This window comes from Streptomyces sp. NPDC107546 (genome assembly GCF_055639175.1).
The window spans coordinates 201,194-217,609 of record NZ_JBVKBA010000013.1; the positions used below are offsets into that span (position 1 = coordinate 201,194).

Sequence of the window (16,416 nt, forward strand, 5' to 3'; positions counted from 1 at the left end):
TATACGGGTGGAGAGCACCGACGCCTGGGGGAAGGCCCTGGGAGACGCGAGGAGCTACCGAGCGCGCCCTGTAGGCAACCAGGAGGCTTCCCACAGCGGCAGGAAGTAGGAGACTCCGCCGACCAGGAGCTGCCCTTGACGGGAAGCAACGCCTTGATGATCTGCAAGTCCTCAGGCCGATCCCACGGTACGGATGAACTCCGTCCAGGCGGCCGGGCTCACGAGGAGGACGGGACCTCCGGGCACCTTGCTGTCCCGGACGGGGACGACACCGGGGACTCCGTCGGCCACCTCGACGCAGTCGCCGCCCTCGCCGTTGCTGTAACTCCTTTTGCGCCAGCGGGCGGCGCCGGGGAAGTCGTACGCGACCTCGACGCAGCTGCCGCCGTTGTCGTCGCTGTAGCTGCTTTTGCGCCAGCGGGCGTTGCTCAGGTCGTACCCGCGCATCGTCTCTGGTCCTCCGCCGCCGACTGGATCAGGGAGGGACGCCTTCGGCGGCAGTGCGGCGGCCCTGAGCACACGCTTCACCAGGGCCGGATCATCGAGCAGGTTTCCCGAATACACCGCCTCTGTATAGGCGGTTGGTGGTGCGTCCTCGAATTCGAAGAGCGTGACCATGCGGCCCATGAGCGGGTAGGCGCCCGCGCTCGTCGGCAGCACCTGCACCAGGACCCTGCGCTCCCGCGCCAGTTCCGCGATGTGGTCCAACTGCGCCGCCATCCCGGCATCGCCGCCGACCGGGATGCGCACCACGTGCTCGTGCAGGATCACCCAATACACGGGCCTTGCAGCGTCCGCCAGGACCTGTGCGCGCTCCACACGAGCCGTGACCTTCTCCTGGATGTACTCCTCGGTGACGAACGGGTTGCTCGCCAGGGTCACCGCTCGGGTGTACTCGGCCGTCTGCAACAACCCCGGCACCAACGTCGGCGCGAACTCGCAGATCTTCGTCGCCGTCCGCTCGAGCTCCACCACCTCCGCGAAATAGTCCGCGTATCTCGCGTCATCAATGAGGTTTCGCCACGTCCGCTCGAAAAAGCCCTCGGTTTGCAGGGCCTCGTCGATCCGCTGTGCCACGTCCAACTGAGGTTTGCGAATCGCCTGTTCGAATTGGCCGATGTAGCCGCACGAGACGAAAACACGCGCTCCCAGCGACGCCTGGGTGAAGCCCGCGTTCTCCCGTCGCCGCTTCAGCTCGGCGCCGAAGAACTCCCACGCCAACCGTTGGCCATGGCTCAACCCGTCCCTGCTGCCTCGCACTTGTAGGGCACAGACACCTGTCGAGTGTAGATGCAGAGCGTCACCATGGAGATGCGAAGCGTGAAATTGCACGGGGAAGGGGAGCACGGTGACTGCAGCACACGTACCACTCGGGGGACGAGACTCGGCGCACCGCGTCGAAGAGGCGGAGGAGACAGTGAAGGAATTGCGGGCTGCGCTCGCGAGCGTCGGAATCACATTGCCGTCGCTCCGGCTCGACCCGGCAAGTCTGGCGCGGGAGACACCCTGCCCGCTGGTGGAATTGGGAGGCTGTTCCGTCGATGTGGCCGCCCGGCTCGCGGCGGCGCTGCGCGCGCTGCCGGCGGCGGAGGCGCGATGAAGAAGAAGCCGCCGATCGGGTCGTACGCCGTCGACACCCGCACCGGGAGGGTGGGGATCGTCATGGGGCACGAGGGCCCGTACGTACAGCTGAGACCGTACGGCGGGGGCAAGGAGTGGGACGTCGAACCGGAGGCCGTGCGCCCGGCGACCCAGGCCGAGCGTCTGCAGGCCGCGACGGCGTACGCCAACGCACGCAGCCGCGGTGAGGTCCCTTGAGGACCAGGCCCGAGGCGGGGGCGCCGTAGGCGAGAATGGACCCCATGAGTCTGTTCCGCGACGACGGCATCGTGCTGCGCACCCAGAAGCTGGGTGAGGCGGACCGGATCATCACGTTGCTCACGCGGGGTCACGGACGTGTACGCGCCGTGGCCCGCGGGGTGCGCCGGACGAAGTCGAAGTTCGGGGCCAGGCTGGAGCCGTTCTCGCACGTGGACGTGCAGTTCTTCGCGCGCGGGAGCGAGCTGGTCGGGCGGGGGCTGCCGCTGTGCACGCAGAGCGAGACCATCGCGCCGTACGGCGGTGGGATCGTCACCGACTACGCCCGGTACACCGCCGGGACCGCCATGCTGGAGACCGCCGAGCGGTTCACCGACCATGAGGGGGAGCCGGCCGTCCAGCAGTATCTGTTGCTGGTCGGGGGCCTGAGGACGCTCGCCCGTGGTGAGCACGCGCCGCACCTCGTCCTGGACGCCTTCCTGCTGCGCTCCCTCGCCGTCAACGGCTACGCGCCCAGCTTCAGCGACTGTGCGAAGTGCGGCATGCCCGGGCCGAACCGCTTCTTCTCGGTCGCCTCGGGCGGGTCCGTGTGCGCCGACTGCCGGGTGCCCGGCAGCGTCGTACCCTCGCCACAGGCCCTGGAACTGCTCGGTGCGCTGCTGACGGGGGACTGGGAGACCGCGGACGCGTGCGAGGCGCGGTACGTCCGGGAAGGCAGCGGGCTCGTGTCGGCTTATCTGCACTGGCACCTGGAGCGGGGGCTGCGCTCGCTCCGGTACGTGGAAAAGTAGAGCGACGCGGCGTCACAGCCGTCAGAGCGGCAGACCGACAGAACGACACAGCGACACAGCGAACAGAGCGAAGAACCGAGGAGCGAGAAGCAATGGCCGTACGCGGGTTTCTGGGGCGCCAGCGCCGGGAGTACAGGACGCCGGAGCCGCACCCGTCCGGCGCGCGGCCGCCGAAGCTCCCCGGGGAGCTGATCCCGAACCACGTGGCGATCGTCATGGACGGGAACGGGCGGTGGGCCAAGCAGCGTGGGCTGCCGCGTACCGAGGGGCACAAGGTCGGTGCCGAGCGGGTGCTGGACGTGCTGCAGGGCGCGATCGAGATGGGCGTCGGGAGCATCTCGCTGTACGCCTTCTCCACCGAGAACTGGAAGCGTTCGCCCGACGAGGTCCGCTTCCTGATGAACTTCAACCGCGACTTCATCCGCAAGACCCGCGACCAGCTCGACGAACTGGGCGTGCGGGTGCGCTGGGTGGGCCGTATGCCCCGGCTGTGGAAGTCCGTCGCCAAGGAGCTCCAGATCGCCCAGGAGCAGACCAAGGGCAACGACCGGCTGACGCTGTACTTCTGCATGAACTACGGCGGCCGCGCGGAGATCGCGGACGCGGTGCAGGCCATCGCGGAGGAGGTCAGGGCCGGCCGGCTCGACCCGTCGAAGATCTCCGAGAAGACGGTGGCGAAGCACCTGTACTACCCGGACATGCCGGACGTCGACCTGTTCCTGCGCCCGAGCGGCGAGCAGCGCACCTCCAACTACCTGCTGTGGCAGAGCGCCTACGCCGAGATGGTCTTCCAGGACGTGCTGTGGCCGGACTTCGACCGGCGCGACCTGTGGCGGGCGTGCGTCGAGTACGCCTCCCGCGACCGCCGCTTCGGCGGCGCGATCCCGAACGAGGAACTGCTGGCGATGGAGGGCAGGCAGGAGTAGGCCGGGGGCCGGCTGTCCGGCCCTGCGGTTACGATCACGGCTCGTCACCGAAGAAACGGGAGGGGCCGTGACCGAACAGACCGTGGAGCAGCGCGGGACCGAGGTCCTGCTGGAGTACGAGTACCAGCAGCAGGACATGACGGAGGCCGTCCGGCTGGTCATGCGCAAGCGGCCCAGGGTCAGGGTGCTGTACCACCCCGTCTTCCTGGTCTGTGCGGCGGCGGTCGGGGCCGCGCAGATGGTGTGGAGCGCACTCCACGACGACGCCGGCTTCGCCATCGGGTTGATGGTCCTGGTCTGGGCGCTGCTGATGTTCCGCGCGCCCCACATGACGGCCCGCGGACTGCTGCGGGCGAACCAGCACCACGGTCTGATGCGGGTGACCGTAGGCGAGGCGGGCGTGTGGACGACGAGCGCCCACGCCGACGTACGACTGGCGTGGGCCAACTACGGCAGCTACGCCGAGTCCGACCGCTGCTTCGTCCTGCGCAGCCCCGACCGTGCCGGGTACTGCGCGGCGGTACTCCTCAAGCGGGGCGCGCGCACCCCGGAGGACGTGGTACAGCTGCGCGCCCTGCTGAACCGGCACCTGCTCCGCGTATGAGCCCTGCTCAGTCCCCGGCCGCCGCGCACTCCGCGCACGTGCCGAAGATCTCGACCGTGTGGGCGACGTTGACGAAGCCGTGCTCCGCCGCGATCGCCTCCGCCCACTTCTCCACCGCGGGGCCCTCGACTTCGACGGCCTTGCCGCAGACGCGGCAGACCAGGTGGTGGTGGTGTTCGCCGGTCGAGCAGCGGCGGTAGACGGACTCGCCGTCGGAGGTGCGCAGGACGTCGACCTCGCCGGCGTCGGCGAGGGACTGCAGGGTGCGGTAGACCGTCGTCAGGCCCACCGAGTCGCCCTTGTGCTTGAGCATGTCGTGGAGCTCCTGCGCGCTGCGGAACTCGTCGACCTCGTCGAGGGCCGCCGCGACAGCGGCACGCTGCCGGGTGGCGCGGCCCTTCACGGGCGGTCCTGCGGTGGTCACCGGTTGCCTCCTTCTTGACGGCTCGTTCGCCTGCGGGGCGCTCTGAGCCGGTGCCGAGACCGTGACCGTGCTCAGTCCTTCGGGCCTTCGCGAGCCCACGATCTCAACCCCGGCGCGCCCCTTCGGCTCTCCGCGCCTGACGTCTGCGCCCTGCCGGGACATTGTGCCAGCCCGGCCGGTGCGCGGTCAGACTCCGACCTCGTCGCCGGCCCCCCGGCTGGCCGGAATCGCGCACTCTGCGGGGTCCCCCGAGGGCTGCGCGACGGCGAGCGCCCGCGCGCGTCGCCGCGCCAGCGGAGTGGCCAGGGCGGTCAGTGCGATGAACGCCGCGATGGTCAGCAGCACGATCGTCGCGCCGGGCGGCACGTCCTGGTAGTACGACGTGATCGTGCCGCCGAGGGCGACGGTCACGCCGATGGCGACCGCGATCGCGAAGGTCGCCGCGAAGCTGCGGCCGAGCTGCTGCGCGGCCGCCACCGGGACGACCATCAGCGCGGAGACCAGGAGGAGACCGACCACCCGCATGGCGACGGTCACGGTCACGGCCGCCGTGATCGCCGTCAGCAGGTTCAGGGCGCGCACCGGCAGGCCCGTCACCCGGGCGAACTCCTCGTCCTGGCTGACCGCGAAGAGCTGGCGGCGCAGGCCGAGGGTGACCAGGACGACGAAGGCCGCGAGCAGGCAGATCGCCACCACGTCGGACTGCGAGACGGTGGACAACGACCCGAACAGGTACGACGTCAGGTTCGCGTTGGAGCCGCCCGGCGCGAGGTTGATGAACATCACGCCGCCGGCCATACCGCCGTAGAAGAGCATCGCGAGCGCGATGTCGCCGCGTGTCTTCCCGTACCAGCGGATCAGTTCCATGAGGACCGAGCCGAGGACGGAGACGGCCGTCGCCATCCACACCGGGGAGGTGGACAGGAGGAAGCCGAGACCGACGCCCGTCATCGCCACGTGGCCGATGCCGTCGCCCATCAGGGCCTGGCGGCGCTGGACGAGGTAGATGCCGACGGCGGGGGCCGTGATGCCGACCAGGACGGCGGCGAGCAGGGCCCGCTGCATGAAGGCGTAGTTCAGGAAGTCCATCAGCTCAGCAGTCCCGTGCGGATCGGTTCGGTGCCCGCGGCGTCGTGCGGGTGGACGTGGTCGTGGCCTGGCAGGGCGTGCTGGCCCACGGCCTTCGGGGGCGGGCCGTCGTGCAGCACGCAGCCGTCGCGCAGGACGACCGCCCGGTCGATCAGGGGCTCCAGGGGGCCGAGTTCGTGCAGCACCAGCAGGATCGTCGCACCGGAGGCCACCTGGTTCCTGAGCGTCTGCGCGAGCACCTCCTGGCTCGCCAGGTCGACGCCCGCCATCGGCTCGTCCATGATCAGCAGTTCGGGCTCGGAGGCGAGCGCGCGGGCGATCAGCACGCGCTGGTGCTGGCCGCCGGACAGGGCGCCCACGGAGTCCTTGGCACGGTCCGCCATGCCGACGAGGTCCAGGGCGTGGCGTACGGCCTCGTGGTCGGCCTTGCGCAGGATGCCGAAGCGCGCCCGGGACAGACGGCCCGCGGAGACCACCTCGGTCACCGTGGCGGGCACGCCGCCCGCGGCGGTGGTGCGCTGCGGCACGTACCCGACGCGCCGCCAGTCGCGGAAGGCGCGCCGCGGGGCCCCGAAGAGTGCGATCTCCCCGGCGCTCACCGGCACCTGGCCGATGATGCTGCGCACGGCGGTCGACTTGCCCGAGCCGTTCGCCCCGAGCAGCGCGACCACCTCACCGCGGTGGACGGTGAGGTCGATGCCGCGCAGGACGGGGCGCGAGCCCAGGTCGGCGCGTACGCCACGCATCGATATGACGGGCTCGCCCATCGCGTCCATGGCGTCCATGGCGTCCTCCGTAGCGATCACTTGGTGCCCAGTGCGGTCTGCAGTGCCTTGAGGTTGGACTCCATGACCTGGAAGTAGTCGCGGCCGCGGGACTTCGGAGTGATGCCCTCGAGCGGGTCGAGGACGTCCGTCTTCAGGTTCGCGTCCTTCGCGACGGTCTTCGCGGTCTTGTCGCTGACGAGCGTCTCGTAGAAGACCGTGGAGACGCCGTCGGCCCTGGCCATCTTCTCGAGGTCGCGGACGCGCGCGGCGCTGGGCTCGGACTCGGGGTCCAGGCCGTTGATGGCCTCCTCGGTGAGGCCGTAGCGCTCGGCGAGGTAGCCGAAGGCGGCGTGCGTGGTCATGAAGACCTTGGTCTTCGTGTTCCGCAGACCGTCCGCGTACTGGGCGTTCAGGTCGTCGAGCTTCTTGACCAGCACGTCGGTGTTGTTCTTGTAGGTGTCCGCGTGCTTCGGGTCCGCCTTCTCGAAAGCGGCGCCGACGCCCTTGGCGACCTGGGCGTAGCGCACCGGGTCGAGCCAGATGTGGGGGTCCTTGCCGCCGGACTCCTCGCCCTGGTGGGTGTCGTGGGCCGCCGCGTGCCCGCCGACCTCGTTGCCGTGCTCCTCCAGGGAGGTCAGGGAGGCCGCGTCGATCTTCGTCCTGATCTCGGACTGGGCCACCGCGTCGTCGACGGAGGGCTGCAGGCCCTTGAGGTAGAGGACCGCGTCGGACTCCTGGAGCTGCGCGGTCTGCTTGGCGCTGATCTCCAGGTCGTGCGGCTCCTGGCCGGGCTGGGTCAGACTGGTGACGTGGACGTACGACCCGCCGATCTGCTCGGCGATGAAGGCCAGCGGGTAGAACGACGCCACCACGTCGAACTTGCCGCTGTCGCCCCCCGCGGCGCCGGCCGAGGAACAGGCGGAGAGGGCTCCGAGGCCGAGGGCGGTGGCCGCCGCGACCGCGGTCCCGGGTATGAGGCGTCGTCGTACGTTCATGACAGTCATTTTCATCAAACATGGAAACCGTTGTCAACAAGCTCGCACCCCGAGCTTGTGGGCGGCACCGATTTGATTGAGGGGGAGCCACCGCCGGTACCCTGAAGCATTCGCTTAGAAGCGTCTCGCTTCGTCGCCCGTCGTCGTAATGAAGAGAGCACCGTGGCCGCCGACAAGATCGACACCATCGTCAGCCTGAGCAAGCGCCGTGGCTTCGTATTCCCCTGCAGCGAGATCTACGGTGGTCAGCGTGCCGCCTGGGACTACGGACCGCTGGGTGTCGAGCTCAAGGAGAACATCAAGCGCCAGTGGTGGCGCTACATGGTGACGTCGCGCGAGGACGTCGTGGGTATCGACTCGTCGGTGATCCTTGCGACCGAGGTCTGGGTGGCCTCCGGTCACGTCGCCACCTTCACCGACCCGCTCACCGAGTGCACCTCCTGTCACAAGCGCTTCCGTGCCGACCACCTGGAAGAGGCGTACGAGGCCAAGCACGGCCGCCTCCCGGAGAACGGCCTCGCGGACATCAACTGCCCCAACTGCGGCAACAAGGGCCAGTTCACCGAGCCGAAGCAGTTCTCGGGTCTGCTCTCCACCCATCTCGGCCCGACGCAGGACAGCGGCTCGATCGCGTACCTGCGCCCCGAGACCGCGCAGGGCATCTTCACCAACTTCCTCCAGGTCCAGCAGACCTCGCGGCGCAAGCCGCCGTTCGGCATCGCGCAGATGGGCAAGTCGTTCCGCAACGAGATCACGCCGGGCAACTTCATCTTCCGCACCCGCGAGTTCGAGCAGATGGAGATGGAGTTCTTCGTCAAGCCGGGCGAGGACGAGAAGTGGCACGAGTACTGGATGCAGGAGCGCTGGAACTGGTACACGGGGCTCGGCCTGCGTGAGGAGAACATGCGCTGGTACGAGCACCCGAAGGAGAAGCTCTCCCACTACTCCAAGCGCACCGCCGACATCGAGTACCGCTTCCAGTTCGGCGGCTCGGAGTGGGGCGAGCTGGAGGGCGTCGCGAACCGCACGGACTACGACCTGGGCGCTCACTCCAAGGCCTCCGGCCAGGACCTCTCCTACTTCGACCAGGAGGCCGGTGAGCGCTGGACGCCGTACGTCATCGAGCCGGCGGCGGGTGTCGGGCGCACCATGCTGGCGTTCCTGCTCGACGCGTACGTCGAGGACGAGGCGCCCAACGCCAAGGGCAAGATGGAGAAGCGCACGGTGCTGCGCCTCGACCACCGTCTGGCTCCGGTGAAGGTCGCGGTGCTGCCGTTGTCCCGCAACCCGGAGCTGTCGCCGAAGGCCAAGGGTCTCGCGCAGGCGCTGCGCAAGCACTGGAACATCGAGTTCGACGACGCGGGCGCGATCGGCCGCCGCTACCGCCGCCAGGACGAGATCGGTACGCCGTACTGCGTGACGGTGGACTTCGACACGCTGGAGGACAACGCGGTGACGGTGCGTGAGCGTGACTCCATGAAGCAGGAGCGGGTGTCCCTCGACCAGATCGAGGGGTACCTGGCCGGGCGCCTCCTGGGCTGCTAGGGCCTGGGCGCTCCGCGCGGGACCGCGCGACGAGGACGCCGGGCGGGCTGGATGGTTTCCGGCCCGCCCGGCGTCCTTCGTTCGCGTCCTCGGAGGTGCCGCCCGGGTGAATGTGCGGTCGGCGCGTCCTGCCGGAGCCGCTCGGCGGCAAAAAGGATCTTCATACTGCGTGCATGCGGACACCGGAGAAGATTCCCGCCCTGATCCATCAGACCTGGAAAGACGCCGACGTACCCGAGAAGTGGCGTAAGTGGGTCGATTCCTGGCGTCTGCATCACCCCGGCTGGGGATACCGGCTGTGGACCGACGCGGACAACCGTGCCTTCCTCCAGGAGCACTATCCCTGGTTCCTGCCGGTCTACGACGGCTACCCCGAAGCGATCATGCGGGCCGACGCGATCCGCTACTTCCTGCTCGATCATTTCGGCGGGCTCTACGTGGACATGGACTTCGAGTGCCTGAAGCCGGTCGACGCACTTCTCGACGGACGCGAACTCGTCCTCGGCTGCGAACCCGAGGCTCACACGCGTCTGCTGCCGGCTCGTCGGCGCGGATTCGGCCGCATCGTCGGCAACGCGTTCATCGCGTCGCGGCCGGGGCACCCCTTCTGGGCCCATGTGCACCGGCAGCTCGTCGGCGCTCACCGGGCGCCCGGTGCTCTGGAGGCCACAGGCCCCTTCTTCCTCACCAGGGCGCTCGACAGCGCCCCGGAGCCCGCCTCGGTCACGGTCCTCGCGCCGGAAGTCCTGTATCCCGAGGTGAGCCCTTACGCGACGGAGCTGTTCGGCCCTCAGGAAGCCGACTACGAGCGGGCGTACGCCGTGCACCACTGGTCCGGCAGCTGGGTTCGGGACGACTCCGGGACGGTGCGGATCTCGTCCGGCAAGCGGTTCCCCTTCTGGGCGAGCCAGGGGCTGCACCCGCTCGCCGACGGTCAGCTCAGCCTCGACGCCCAAAGGCGCCGCTGGGCCTCGGGCGCGCCCGCACCCACGGTGTCCTGCCTCATGGTGACCAAGGGCCGCATGGCGATGGCGAGCCGCGCGATCGCCTGCTTCCGAGCGCAGACGTACCGCGCGCTGGAACTGGTCGTCGTGGACGACGGCACCGACGACGCCCTCGAGCGGTACATCCGGGAGCTGGGCGACCCGCGGATCCGCCATCACCGGCTTCCCCCGCAGGGGCGGACGCTCGGCGAACTGCGCAACGAGGCGGTGGACCGGGCCGCCGGGCCCTTCGTATGCCAGTGGGACGACGACGACCTGTACGACCCGGAGCGGGTCGAGACACAGATGGCGGCGATTCTCGCCCTCGGCGCAGAGGCCTGTTTCCTCGCCCGTGAACGTCTGTGGTGGCCCGCTCGCCACAAGCTCGCCATCTCCTGTGCGCGGGTCTGGGAAGGATCGATGATCTGCGCCAGGGACCGGATGCCGCGCTATCCGGCGCAACGCCGGGGCGAGGACACACCGGTGGCGGAAGAGGTGGTCCGCACCTGCCGGGTCGTCTCCGTCGACGCCCCGGAGCTGTACACCTACATCTGCCACGGCGGCAACACGTTCGACGAGTCGCACTTCGCCGAGCACTTCGAGGTGGCGACCCAGGTCTGGGCCGAACCCGGCGCGTACGCCGAGCGGTTGCTGGCCATGGCGACCCGGCTGCCGATCGAGCCGCAGGACATCGCCCACGCCGAGACCGGCGCCGCCGCCGAGCGAGCGGCCGGGGGACGACCGCGTACGGCTGCCGAGCCGGCTCCGGGCCCGGCGAGTGAGCGGCCCCTCGTGCTGGTGCTCACGCCCCTGAAGGACGCGGCCGCGCACCTGCCCGGCTATCTGGAGAAACTGCGCTCCCTGGACTATCCGCGTGAGGCGATCTCCATCGGCCTGCTGGAGGGCGACAGCCAGGACTCGACGCCGGAACTGCTGCGGCAGGTCCTGCCCGGCCTCGAGGCGCAGTACCGGCGGGTCACCCTCGTCCACCGCGACTTCGGCCTGCAGATGGCCGGGCCGCGCTGGGAGCCGAGCCTCCAGCGCCGGCGCCGGTCGGTACTGGCCAAGGTGCGCAACCATCTGCTCGCCCGGGCCCTTGCCGACGAGGAGTGGGTGCTGTGGCTCGATGTGGATGTCACCGACTACCCGGCCGACCTGATCCAGCGGCTGCTCGGAGCGCGTAAGGACATCGTCGTCCCGCACTGCGCCACCACGGCCGGGGGAGCCACGTACGACCTCAACACCTTCGTCCTCCACCCCGGCGCCGGCACGCTCAACTGGTCCCAGTGGCTGCGCGACGGCATCCTGCAGCCGCCCAAGGGGTTCGGCCGGATCTACCTCGACGAGCTGCGCGGCAAAGGGCTTCTTCGGGTGGACTCGGTCGGTGGCACCGTGCTGCTGGTCCGCGCCGACGTGCACCGCGACGGCCTGAACTTCCCGTCCTTCCCGTACCAGTACCTCATCGAGACCGAGGGTCTGGCCGCGATGGCCCGGGACATGGGCACCGCCTGCTGGGCACTGCCCGACCTCGAGGTGCTGCATCCGCTCCCGGCCCCGGATCCGGTCGGCACCGCGGCCCTGTCCCCGTCCTGAACCGGACGGCCCGGTACGTGGAGCCCGCCACTCGCACGGTGTAATCATTTTGCCACGCAAAGTATGCAAATCCTACGGTGGCGCTGCTGCCCCTGCCGTGAAGGTCGCCGGGTGTCGGGGCAGCTCCCTCCCCCGAAAGGAAGGCACCACCGTGAAAGCTCGTGTCATGTCCTCCCTGGCTCTCCCGGCCGCACTGGCAACCGCCGGACTGCTCAACACCGCGGAGGCCGCCTACGCCTCCGCCCTCGGACAGGAAACGTTGACCGCCCCGGCCCCGTACGCGCACCAAGGGCAGCCGATGAGCGGCGACGTCACCCTCATACCGGGGGAGGATCACCCCTGCAAGAACTTGGCGAACGTCACGATCAGCGACTACGGCCACTGCTGCCCCTCCGTGGCCAACGTCACGATCAGTGACTACGGCCACTGCTGCGCACCCGTGGCGAACCTGACCATCTGTGACTACGGTCACCACCACGATCACCACGGCGTCGGCAACTACTCCGACTACGCCGACCGCGACTACACGCGCAGCCTCGGCATCGGCTAGCACGTGATCGGCGGGTCCGCTGCGACGTGGCCCTGGCACAGGGTCGGGGGGGCCGCCCACGCCCGACATCGCGGAGGCCGGCCGCCCGTGGTCCGGGCTCCTCGTCCCTCCCCTTCCGTTCCGAGCGAAAGACGGCTCATGCCCCACGGTTCCGACCCTGTGGTCTCGGTGGTCATCCCCTGCCACGACTACGCCCGCTATCTGCCCGACGCGGTGTCCAGCGTCGTCGCCCAGACTTTCCGTGACTGGGAACTCGTCATCGTCGACGACGGCAGCACCGACGACACCGCCGAGGTGGCCGAGGGCCTGATCGCCCGCCACCCCGACCGGTGCATCCGGCTGCTCCAGCAGGCCAACGCCGGTGTCTCCGCCGCCCGCAACACCGGGATCGGGGCGGCCGCCGGCCGCTACATCCTTCCGCTGGACGCCGACGACGTGATCGCGCCCACGATGCTGGAGAAGACGGTCGCGGTCCTGGACGGCGACCCCGGCATCGCCATCGCTTCGACGGACGTCTTCACCTTCACCGACGACGACCTGCCCCCGCAGGCGATGCCCCTGCCCGCCTACAGCCGGGAACTGATGCTCCAGCGGCTGATCATGTTCTACTGCTCGCTGTACCGCCGTGAGGCGTGGCAGACCGTGGGCGGGTACGACGAGAGCATGAGAGCGGGGGAGGACTGGGACTTCTGGATCGGCTGCGTCGAGCACGGCTTCGACGCCCATCACATCCACGAGCCGCTGTTCGGGGCGCGCAACAAGGACACCGGACTGCATCTGGAAGCCGCCGAGAACGACCTCGCCATCCGGGCGCGGATCGTGGTCAAACACCCGGGCCTGTACAAGCCGATCACGCGTGGCTGGGCGCACGCCGTACTGGCGCAGGACGCGGAAGCCTGCCTGCGGGACGAGAACGTACCCGACGACATCCTCACCCGGGCCGCCGAGATGGATCAGTTCCTCGGTGCGGTCATGGCCCTGCAGCGCACCACGCGGGTGCAGTACTACCACATCCGTCGCCTGGAGAAGGCGCTGGCCGCGCACACCGGCTCCACCGCCCCGCCCACGCGGGAGAGCGACCCCGCCGCGACGGCCGCCGCCGTGCACTAGGCCGCTACGAGGCCCGCTACGAGGCCGCTACTAGGCCACGCAGAACTCGTTGCCCTCCAGGTCGCGCATGACCCACCAGTGACCGGCCGGGCCCTTGTCCACCTCCTCGACGCGACTCGCGCCCAGGGACTCCAGGCGGGCGACCGTCGCCTCGCGGGCGTCCGGGCCGGCGTGCACGTCGAGGTGGAGGCGGTTCTTGGCGGTCTTCGGCTCGGGGACGTCCTGGAAAAGGATGCGGCGGCCCCGGCCGATGCCCGTCTCCTTGTCGTAGGGGTCGTCCGGGTGCCGGATGGCGGCGAAACCCCGGAAGATCCGCGTGCCGTTGTGCTCGGCGACCGCCGCCTCCGGGAGATGACCAGCCGTCAGCAGCCGGTTGATCAGCGCACTGCTGTCCTCCACCTCGTACCCCAGCGCGGCCGCCCAGAAGTCCGCGAGCGCGGGAGCGTCGTGCGTGTCGACGACCAGTTTCCAGTCCAGTGTGGCTGCCATGCAGCCACTATCCCGGAGGGCGCCGACGCCTGTCCCGGAGATCACGGAGGAGGACATGGCCGCGGCGCGGGAGCACACGGTGGCCCCGCACCCGTCTCGCCGGGGTGCGGGGCCACGTCCGACCGCGTGGGCGGCAGGCCTCAGCTGACGGTGCGCGGCAGGCGCAGGCTCAGGGCCGCCGTCAGGGCGATGCCTGCCAGCTGGACCAGCAGCGTCGTCACCAGGGCGTCGCGCATCCCCACGCCCGGCACCAGCGTCAGGAACAGCGTGCCGAGCGTCGCCACGCCCAGCGCGAGCGCCGACTGCTGCGTCGTCACCATGACACCGCTGCCGACGCCCGCCCGTGCCGTCGGCACCTCGGACAGGACGATCCGCATGATGATCGGGAGCTGGAGCGCCTGACCCGCGCCCGCCACCGCCGCGCCCGGCAGCAGCTCCCACACGCCCAGGTGCGGCCAGGAGCGCCAGGCGGTCAGGACCAGCAGCCCGATGCCGACCGCCTGGATCAGCCCCCCGGCGGTCACCACCCGGGTGCCGAAGCGGGCGACCAGCCGCGGCCCGTTCAGCGAGACCACGAAGAACGCCACCGCCATCGGCGTCAGCGCCAGGCCCGCGGGGACCGGACCGAGCCCCGCGCCCTGCTGGAGCGACACCGCGATCACGAACATGAATCCGCTGAACCCGATCGAGAACGGAACCATCATCACCAGTCCACGCCGCAGCGACGTGAGCGCGAACAGGCTCGGCGGCACCAGCGGCGTACGGCCTTGCCGGTCCGCGCGGCGCTCCACCGCGTAGAACGCCCACGCCGCGAACGGGAACGCGGCCAGCGCCAGCCAGGTCCACAGCGGCCAGCCCGCGGCCCGGCCCTCGGTCAGCGGCGCCAGCAGGGTCAGCAGCGAGACGGCGAGCAGCACCGTGCCGGGCCCGTCCACCGGCTCCGGATGCTGCGAGCGGGTCTCCGGCACCGCCCGCGCCCCCAGGAACAGGCCGACGACCACGACCGGCACGTTGACGAGGAACACCGCACGCCAGCCGGTGCCCCAGATGTCCGCCGCCACCAGCACCCCGCCGAGGATCTGCCCGGCCACCATGGACAGACCGGCCGTCGCGCCGTACAGGCCCATCGCCTTGGCGCGGCGCTGCCCGCTGGTCGCCGCCTGGATCGTGGCGAGCACCTGCGGCAGCATCGCCGCGGCGGCCGCGCCCTGCGCGACCCGCGCCGCCACCAGCGTCCAGGCGGTCGGGGCGAGCCCGCACGCCAGCGAGGTCACACCGAAGGCGGCCATCCCGTAGAGGAAGAACTCACGCCGACCGAACAGGTCGCCCAGCCGGCCACCGAGCACCAGCAGCACGGCGTACGACACCCCGTACCCGGCGACGACCAGTTCCAGGACGGCCTCGCCCGCGTGCAGGTCCCTGCCGATCGTCGGAAGGGCGACGTTGACGATGAAGAAGTCGATGAGGGGCAGTGCCGCGCCCAGCAGCACCGTGAACAGTCCGAGTCCGCCCAGCCGTGGGGTCGCCACCGGCGAGCGGACAGTAGGGGAAGTGAGAGTCTCGGTCACACCAGCAAGGCTCCGCCGACCCTCAGCGTGGTACCAGAGTGTCTTTATCCTGGTACCAGCACTACCTGGAAACAGGCTCCGCGGAGCGGCAGGCTGGGGGCATGGCGACCATGGTGCAGGAGACGGTGGCGGTCCCCGAGACGCGGACGGGCCGGGAGGCGGAGGCGCCCGAGCGGCGCGCATCGGAGATCCGGCGGCATGAACTGGCCGCGTTCCTGCGGCACCGCCGCGAGCACATCACCCCCGAGCAGGTCGGACTGCCCCGCGGCCGGCGCCGCCGCACCCCGGGGCTGCGCCGCGAGGAGGTCGCGCAGCTCGCCGCGGTCGGTGTCACCTGGTACACCTGGCTGGAGCAGGCCCGGGACATCCAGGTCTCCGTCCAGGTCCTCGACGCGCTCGCCCGCACCCTGCTGCTCGACGCCAGCGAACGCGCCCACCTGTTCAACCTGGCCGGGGCCGTCGACCCCGCACCCGGCGCGCACTGTCCGTCGGTCACCGACGCCCAGCGCATCCTGCTGGAACAGCTCGAGCCGCTCCCGGCCTGCATCTCCAACAGCCGGTACGACATCCTCGCCTACAACCGCACCTACGGGCTGCTGATGTGCGACCTCGATGCCGTCCCGCCGGCGGACCGCAACTGCATGGTGCTGTGCTACACGCACCCGGACTGGCGGGCGTCGATCGTCGAGCATGAGGCGACCATGCGGCTGATGGCCGCCAAGTTCCGCGCCAACATGGCCGACCACCTCGGTGAGCCCGCCTGGAAGATGCTGCTCAACCGGCTGATGACCGAGTCCGCCGAGTTCCGCGAGGCCTGGGGACTGCACGAGGTGGTCGGCGCCCGCAGCAAGCGCAAGCAGTTCCGCAACGCCCACGTGGGCCTGCTGACCCTGGACCACACCGATCTGTGGCTCGGGCCGCACAACGGGCCCCGGATGGTGACGTACGCGCCGGCGGACCGGGAGTCGCGGGAACGGCTGGAGAAGCTGCAGGCGATCGCGTCGGAGCGGAGCAACGCCGCGTGAGCCGTGGGAGGCGCTAGTGCTGTGGCCGGAATGGTTTGCCGGAAAGCTCGCGGCGTCCGGTGCGGTGCATCGCGAGGCGGAGCGTCGCCCGCGTACCGGATGTACTCGGGCGATGCGACAACGCGGCGAGGTGCCGTGC

The 16,416-nt window shown here is 70.1% G+C and carries 17 protein-coding genes and 1 pseudogene; 10 read left to right on the forward strand and 8 right to left on the reverse strand.

Translation table 11 applies throughout. The features are described from left to right. Window positions 1-171: 171 nt before the first annotated feature. The gene (locus tag ACZ7L1_RS21100) at window positions 172-447 is read right to left on the reverse strand and encodes a DUF397 domain-containing protein (RefSeq protein WP_471439155.1); all 276 of its coding nucleotides are present in this window, start codon (window positions 445-447) and stop codon (window positions 172-174) included. Further along, window positions 429-1,239, reverse strand: a pseudogene (locus ACZ7L1_RS21105) (helix-turn-helix domain-containing protein). The gene ACZ7L1_RS21100 and the pseudogene ACZ7L1_RS21105 overlap by 19 nt, the downstream one beginning before the upstream one ends. Window positions 1,240-1,417: 178 nt before the next feature. Here ACZ7L1_RS21105 and ACZ7L1_RS21110 point away from each other — a divergent pair. The 5 genes from ACZ7L1_RS21110 (at window position 1,418) to ACZ7L1_RS21130 (ending at window position 4,139) form a co-directional block, all read left to right on the forward strand. Next, a complete protein-coding gene (locus tag ACZ7L1_RS21110; RefSeq protein ID WP_471439156.1) occupies window positions 1,418-1,600 on the forward strand; it encodes a hypothetical protein in 183 nt (60 codons plus the stop codon). Beyond that, complete coding sequence (locus tag ACZ7L1_RS21115) at window positions 1,597-1,818, forward strand: hypothetical protein (RefSeq protein WP_471439157.1); 222 nt, start codon at window positions 1,597-1,599, stop codon at window positions 1,816-1,818. The genes ACZ7L1_RS21110 and ACZ7L1_RS21115 overlap by 4 nt, the downstream gene beginning before the upstream one ends. 44 nt (window positions 1,819-1,862) lie before the next feature. Next, window positions 1,863-2,609 carry a DNA repair protein RecO gene (gene recO, locus ACZ7L1_RS21120; protein WP_471439159.1) on the forward strand — a complete coding sequence of 249 codons (747 nt, stop codon included), beginning with the start codon at window positions 1,863-1,865 and terminating at the stop codon, window positions 2,607-2,609. 92 nt (window positions 2,610-2,701) lie between these two features. After that, window positions 2,702-3,535, forward strand: coding sequence for an isoprenyl transferase (locus ACZ7L1_RS21125; protein ID WP_471439160.1), 834 nt, complete (start codon window positions 2,702-2,704; stop codon window positions 3,533-3,535). A gap of 67 nt (window positions 3,536-3,602) precedes the next feature. Continuing rightward, the gene (locus ACZ7L1_RS21130; protein WP_471439161.1) at window positions 3,603-4,139 is read left to right on the forward strand and encodes a hypothetical protein; all 537 of its coding nucleotides are present in this window, start codon (window positions 3,603-3,605) and stop codon (window positions 4,137-4,139) included. 7 nt (window positions 4,140-4,146) lie between these two features. Here the strand turns inward: ACZ7L1_RS21130 and ACZ7L1_RS21135 are convergent, their stop codons facing one another. The 4 genes from ACZ7L1_RS21135 to ACZ7L1_RS21150 form a co-directional block, all read right to left on the reverse strand. Continuing rightward, a complete protein-coding gene (locus tag ACZ7L1_RS21135) occupies window positions 4,147-4,563 on the reverse strand; it encodes a Fur family transcriptional regulator (RefSeq protein ID WP_366024419.1) in 417 nt (138 codons plus the stop codon). A gap of 186 nt (window positions 4,564-4,749) precedes the next feature. After that, window positions 4,750-5,652, reverse strand: coding sequence for a metal ABC transporter permease (locus ACZ7L1_RS21140; protein ID WP_471439162.1), 903 nt, complete (start codon window positions 5,650-5,652; stop codon window positions 4,750-4,752). Further along, window positions 5,652-6,437 carry a metal ABC transporter ATP-binding protein gene (locus tag ACZ7L1_RS21145; RefSeq protein ID WP_471439163.1) on the reverse strand — a complete coding sequence of 262 codons (786 nt, stop codon included), beginning with the start codon at window positions 6,435-6,437 and terminating at the stop codon, window positions 5,652-5,654. Before ACZ7L1_RS21145 ends, ACZ7L1_RS21140 begins: the two co-directional genes overlap by 1 nt. A 17-nt stretch (window positions 6,438-6,454) precedes the next feature. Next, complete coding sequence (locus ACZ7L1_RS21150; RefSeq protein ID WP_471439164.1) at window positions 6,455-7,414, reverse strand: metal ABC transporter substrate-binding protein; 960 nt, start codon at window positions 7,412-7,414, stop codon at window positions 6,455-6,457. 162 nt (window positions 7,415-7,576) lie between these two features. On the opposite strand from ACZ7L1_RS21150, the gene ACZ7L1_RS21155 reads away from it, so the two are divergent. The 4 genes from ACZ7L1_RS21155 to ACZ7L1_RS21170 all read left to right on the forward strand — a co-directional run bounded on the left by ACZ7L1_RS21155 (window position 7,577) and on the right by ACZ7L1_RS21170 (window position 13,195). Continuing rightward, window positions 7,577-8,959 (forward strand): glycine--tRNA ligase, encoded by a 1,383-nt coding sequence (locus ACZ7L1_RS21155; RefSeq protein WP_471439166.1) that lies wholly within the window; start codon window positions 7,577-7,579, stop codon window positions 8,957-8,959. A 173-nt stretch (window positions 8,960-9,132) separates the two neighbouring features. Continuing rightward, complete coding sequence (locus ACZ7L1_RS21160; protein ID WP_471439167.1) at window positions 9,133-11,535, forward strand: glycosyltransferase; 2,403 nt, start codon at window positions 9,133-9,135, stop codon at window positions 11,533-11,535. A 151-nt stretch (window positions 11,536-11,686) separates the two neighbouring features. Further along, window positions 11,687-12,085, forward strand: a complete 399-nt coding sequence (locus ACZ7L1_RS21165) for a hypothetical protein (RefSeq protein WP_471439169.1) — start codon at window positions 11,687-11,689, stop codon at window positions 12,083-12,085. 138 nt (window positions 12,086-12,223) lie between these two features. Then, window positions 12,224-13,195, forward strand: coding sequence for a glycosyltransferase family 2 protein (locus ACZ7L1_RS21170; RefSeq protein ID WP_471439171.1), 972 nt, complete (start codon window positions 12,224-12,226; stop codon window positions 13,193-13,195). 30 nt (window positions 13,196-13,225) lie between these two features. Here the strand turns inward: ACZ7L1_RS21170 and ACZ7L1_RS21175 are convergent, their stop codons facing one another. After that, complete coding sequence (locus tag ACZ7L1_RS21175) at window positions 13,226-13,684, reverse strand: VOC family protein (RefSeq protein ID WP_471439173.1); 459 nt, start codon at window positions 13,682-13,684, stop codon at window positions 13,226-13,228. A gap of 140 nt (window positions 13,685-13,824) precedes the next feature. Then, a complete protein-coding gene (locus tag ACZ7L1_RS21180) occupies window positions 13,825-15,252 on the reverse strand; it encodes an MFS transporter (protein ID WP_471439175.1) in 1,428 nt (475 codons plus the stop codon). 101 nt (window positions 15,253-15,353) lie between these two features. On the opposite strand from ACZ7L1_RS21180, the gene ACZ7L1_RS21185 reads away from it, so the two are divergent. Continuing rightward, window positions 15,354-16,277 carry a helix-turn-helix transcriptional regulator gene (locus ACZ7L1_RS21185; protein WP_471439177.1) on the forward strand — a complete coding sequence of 308 codons (924 nt, stop codon included), beginning with the start codon at window positions 15,354-15,356 and terminating at the stop codon, window positions 16,275-16,277. The last annotated feature ends 139 nt before the right edge of the window (window positions 16,278-16,416 follow it).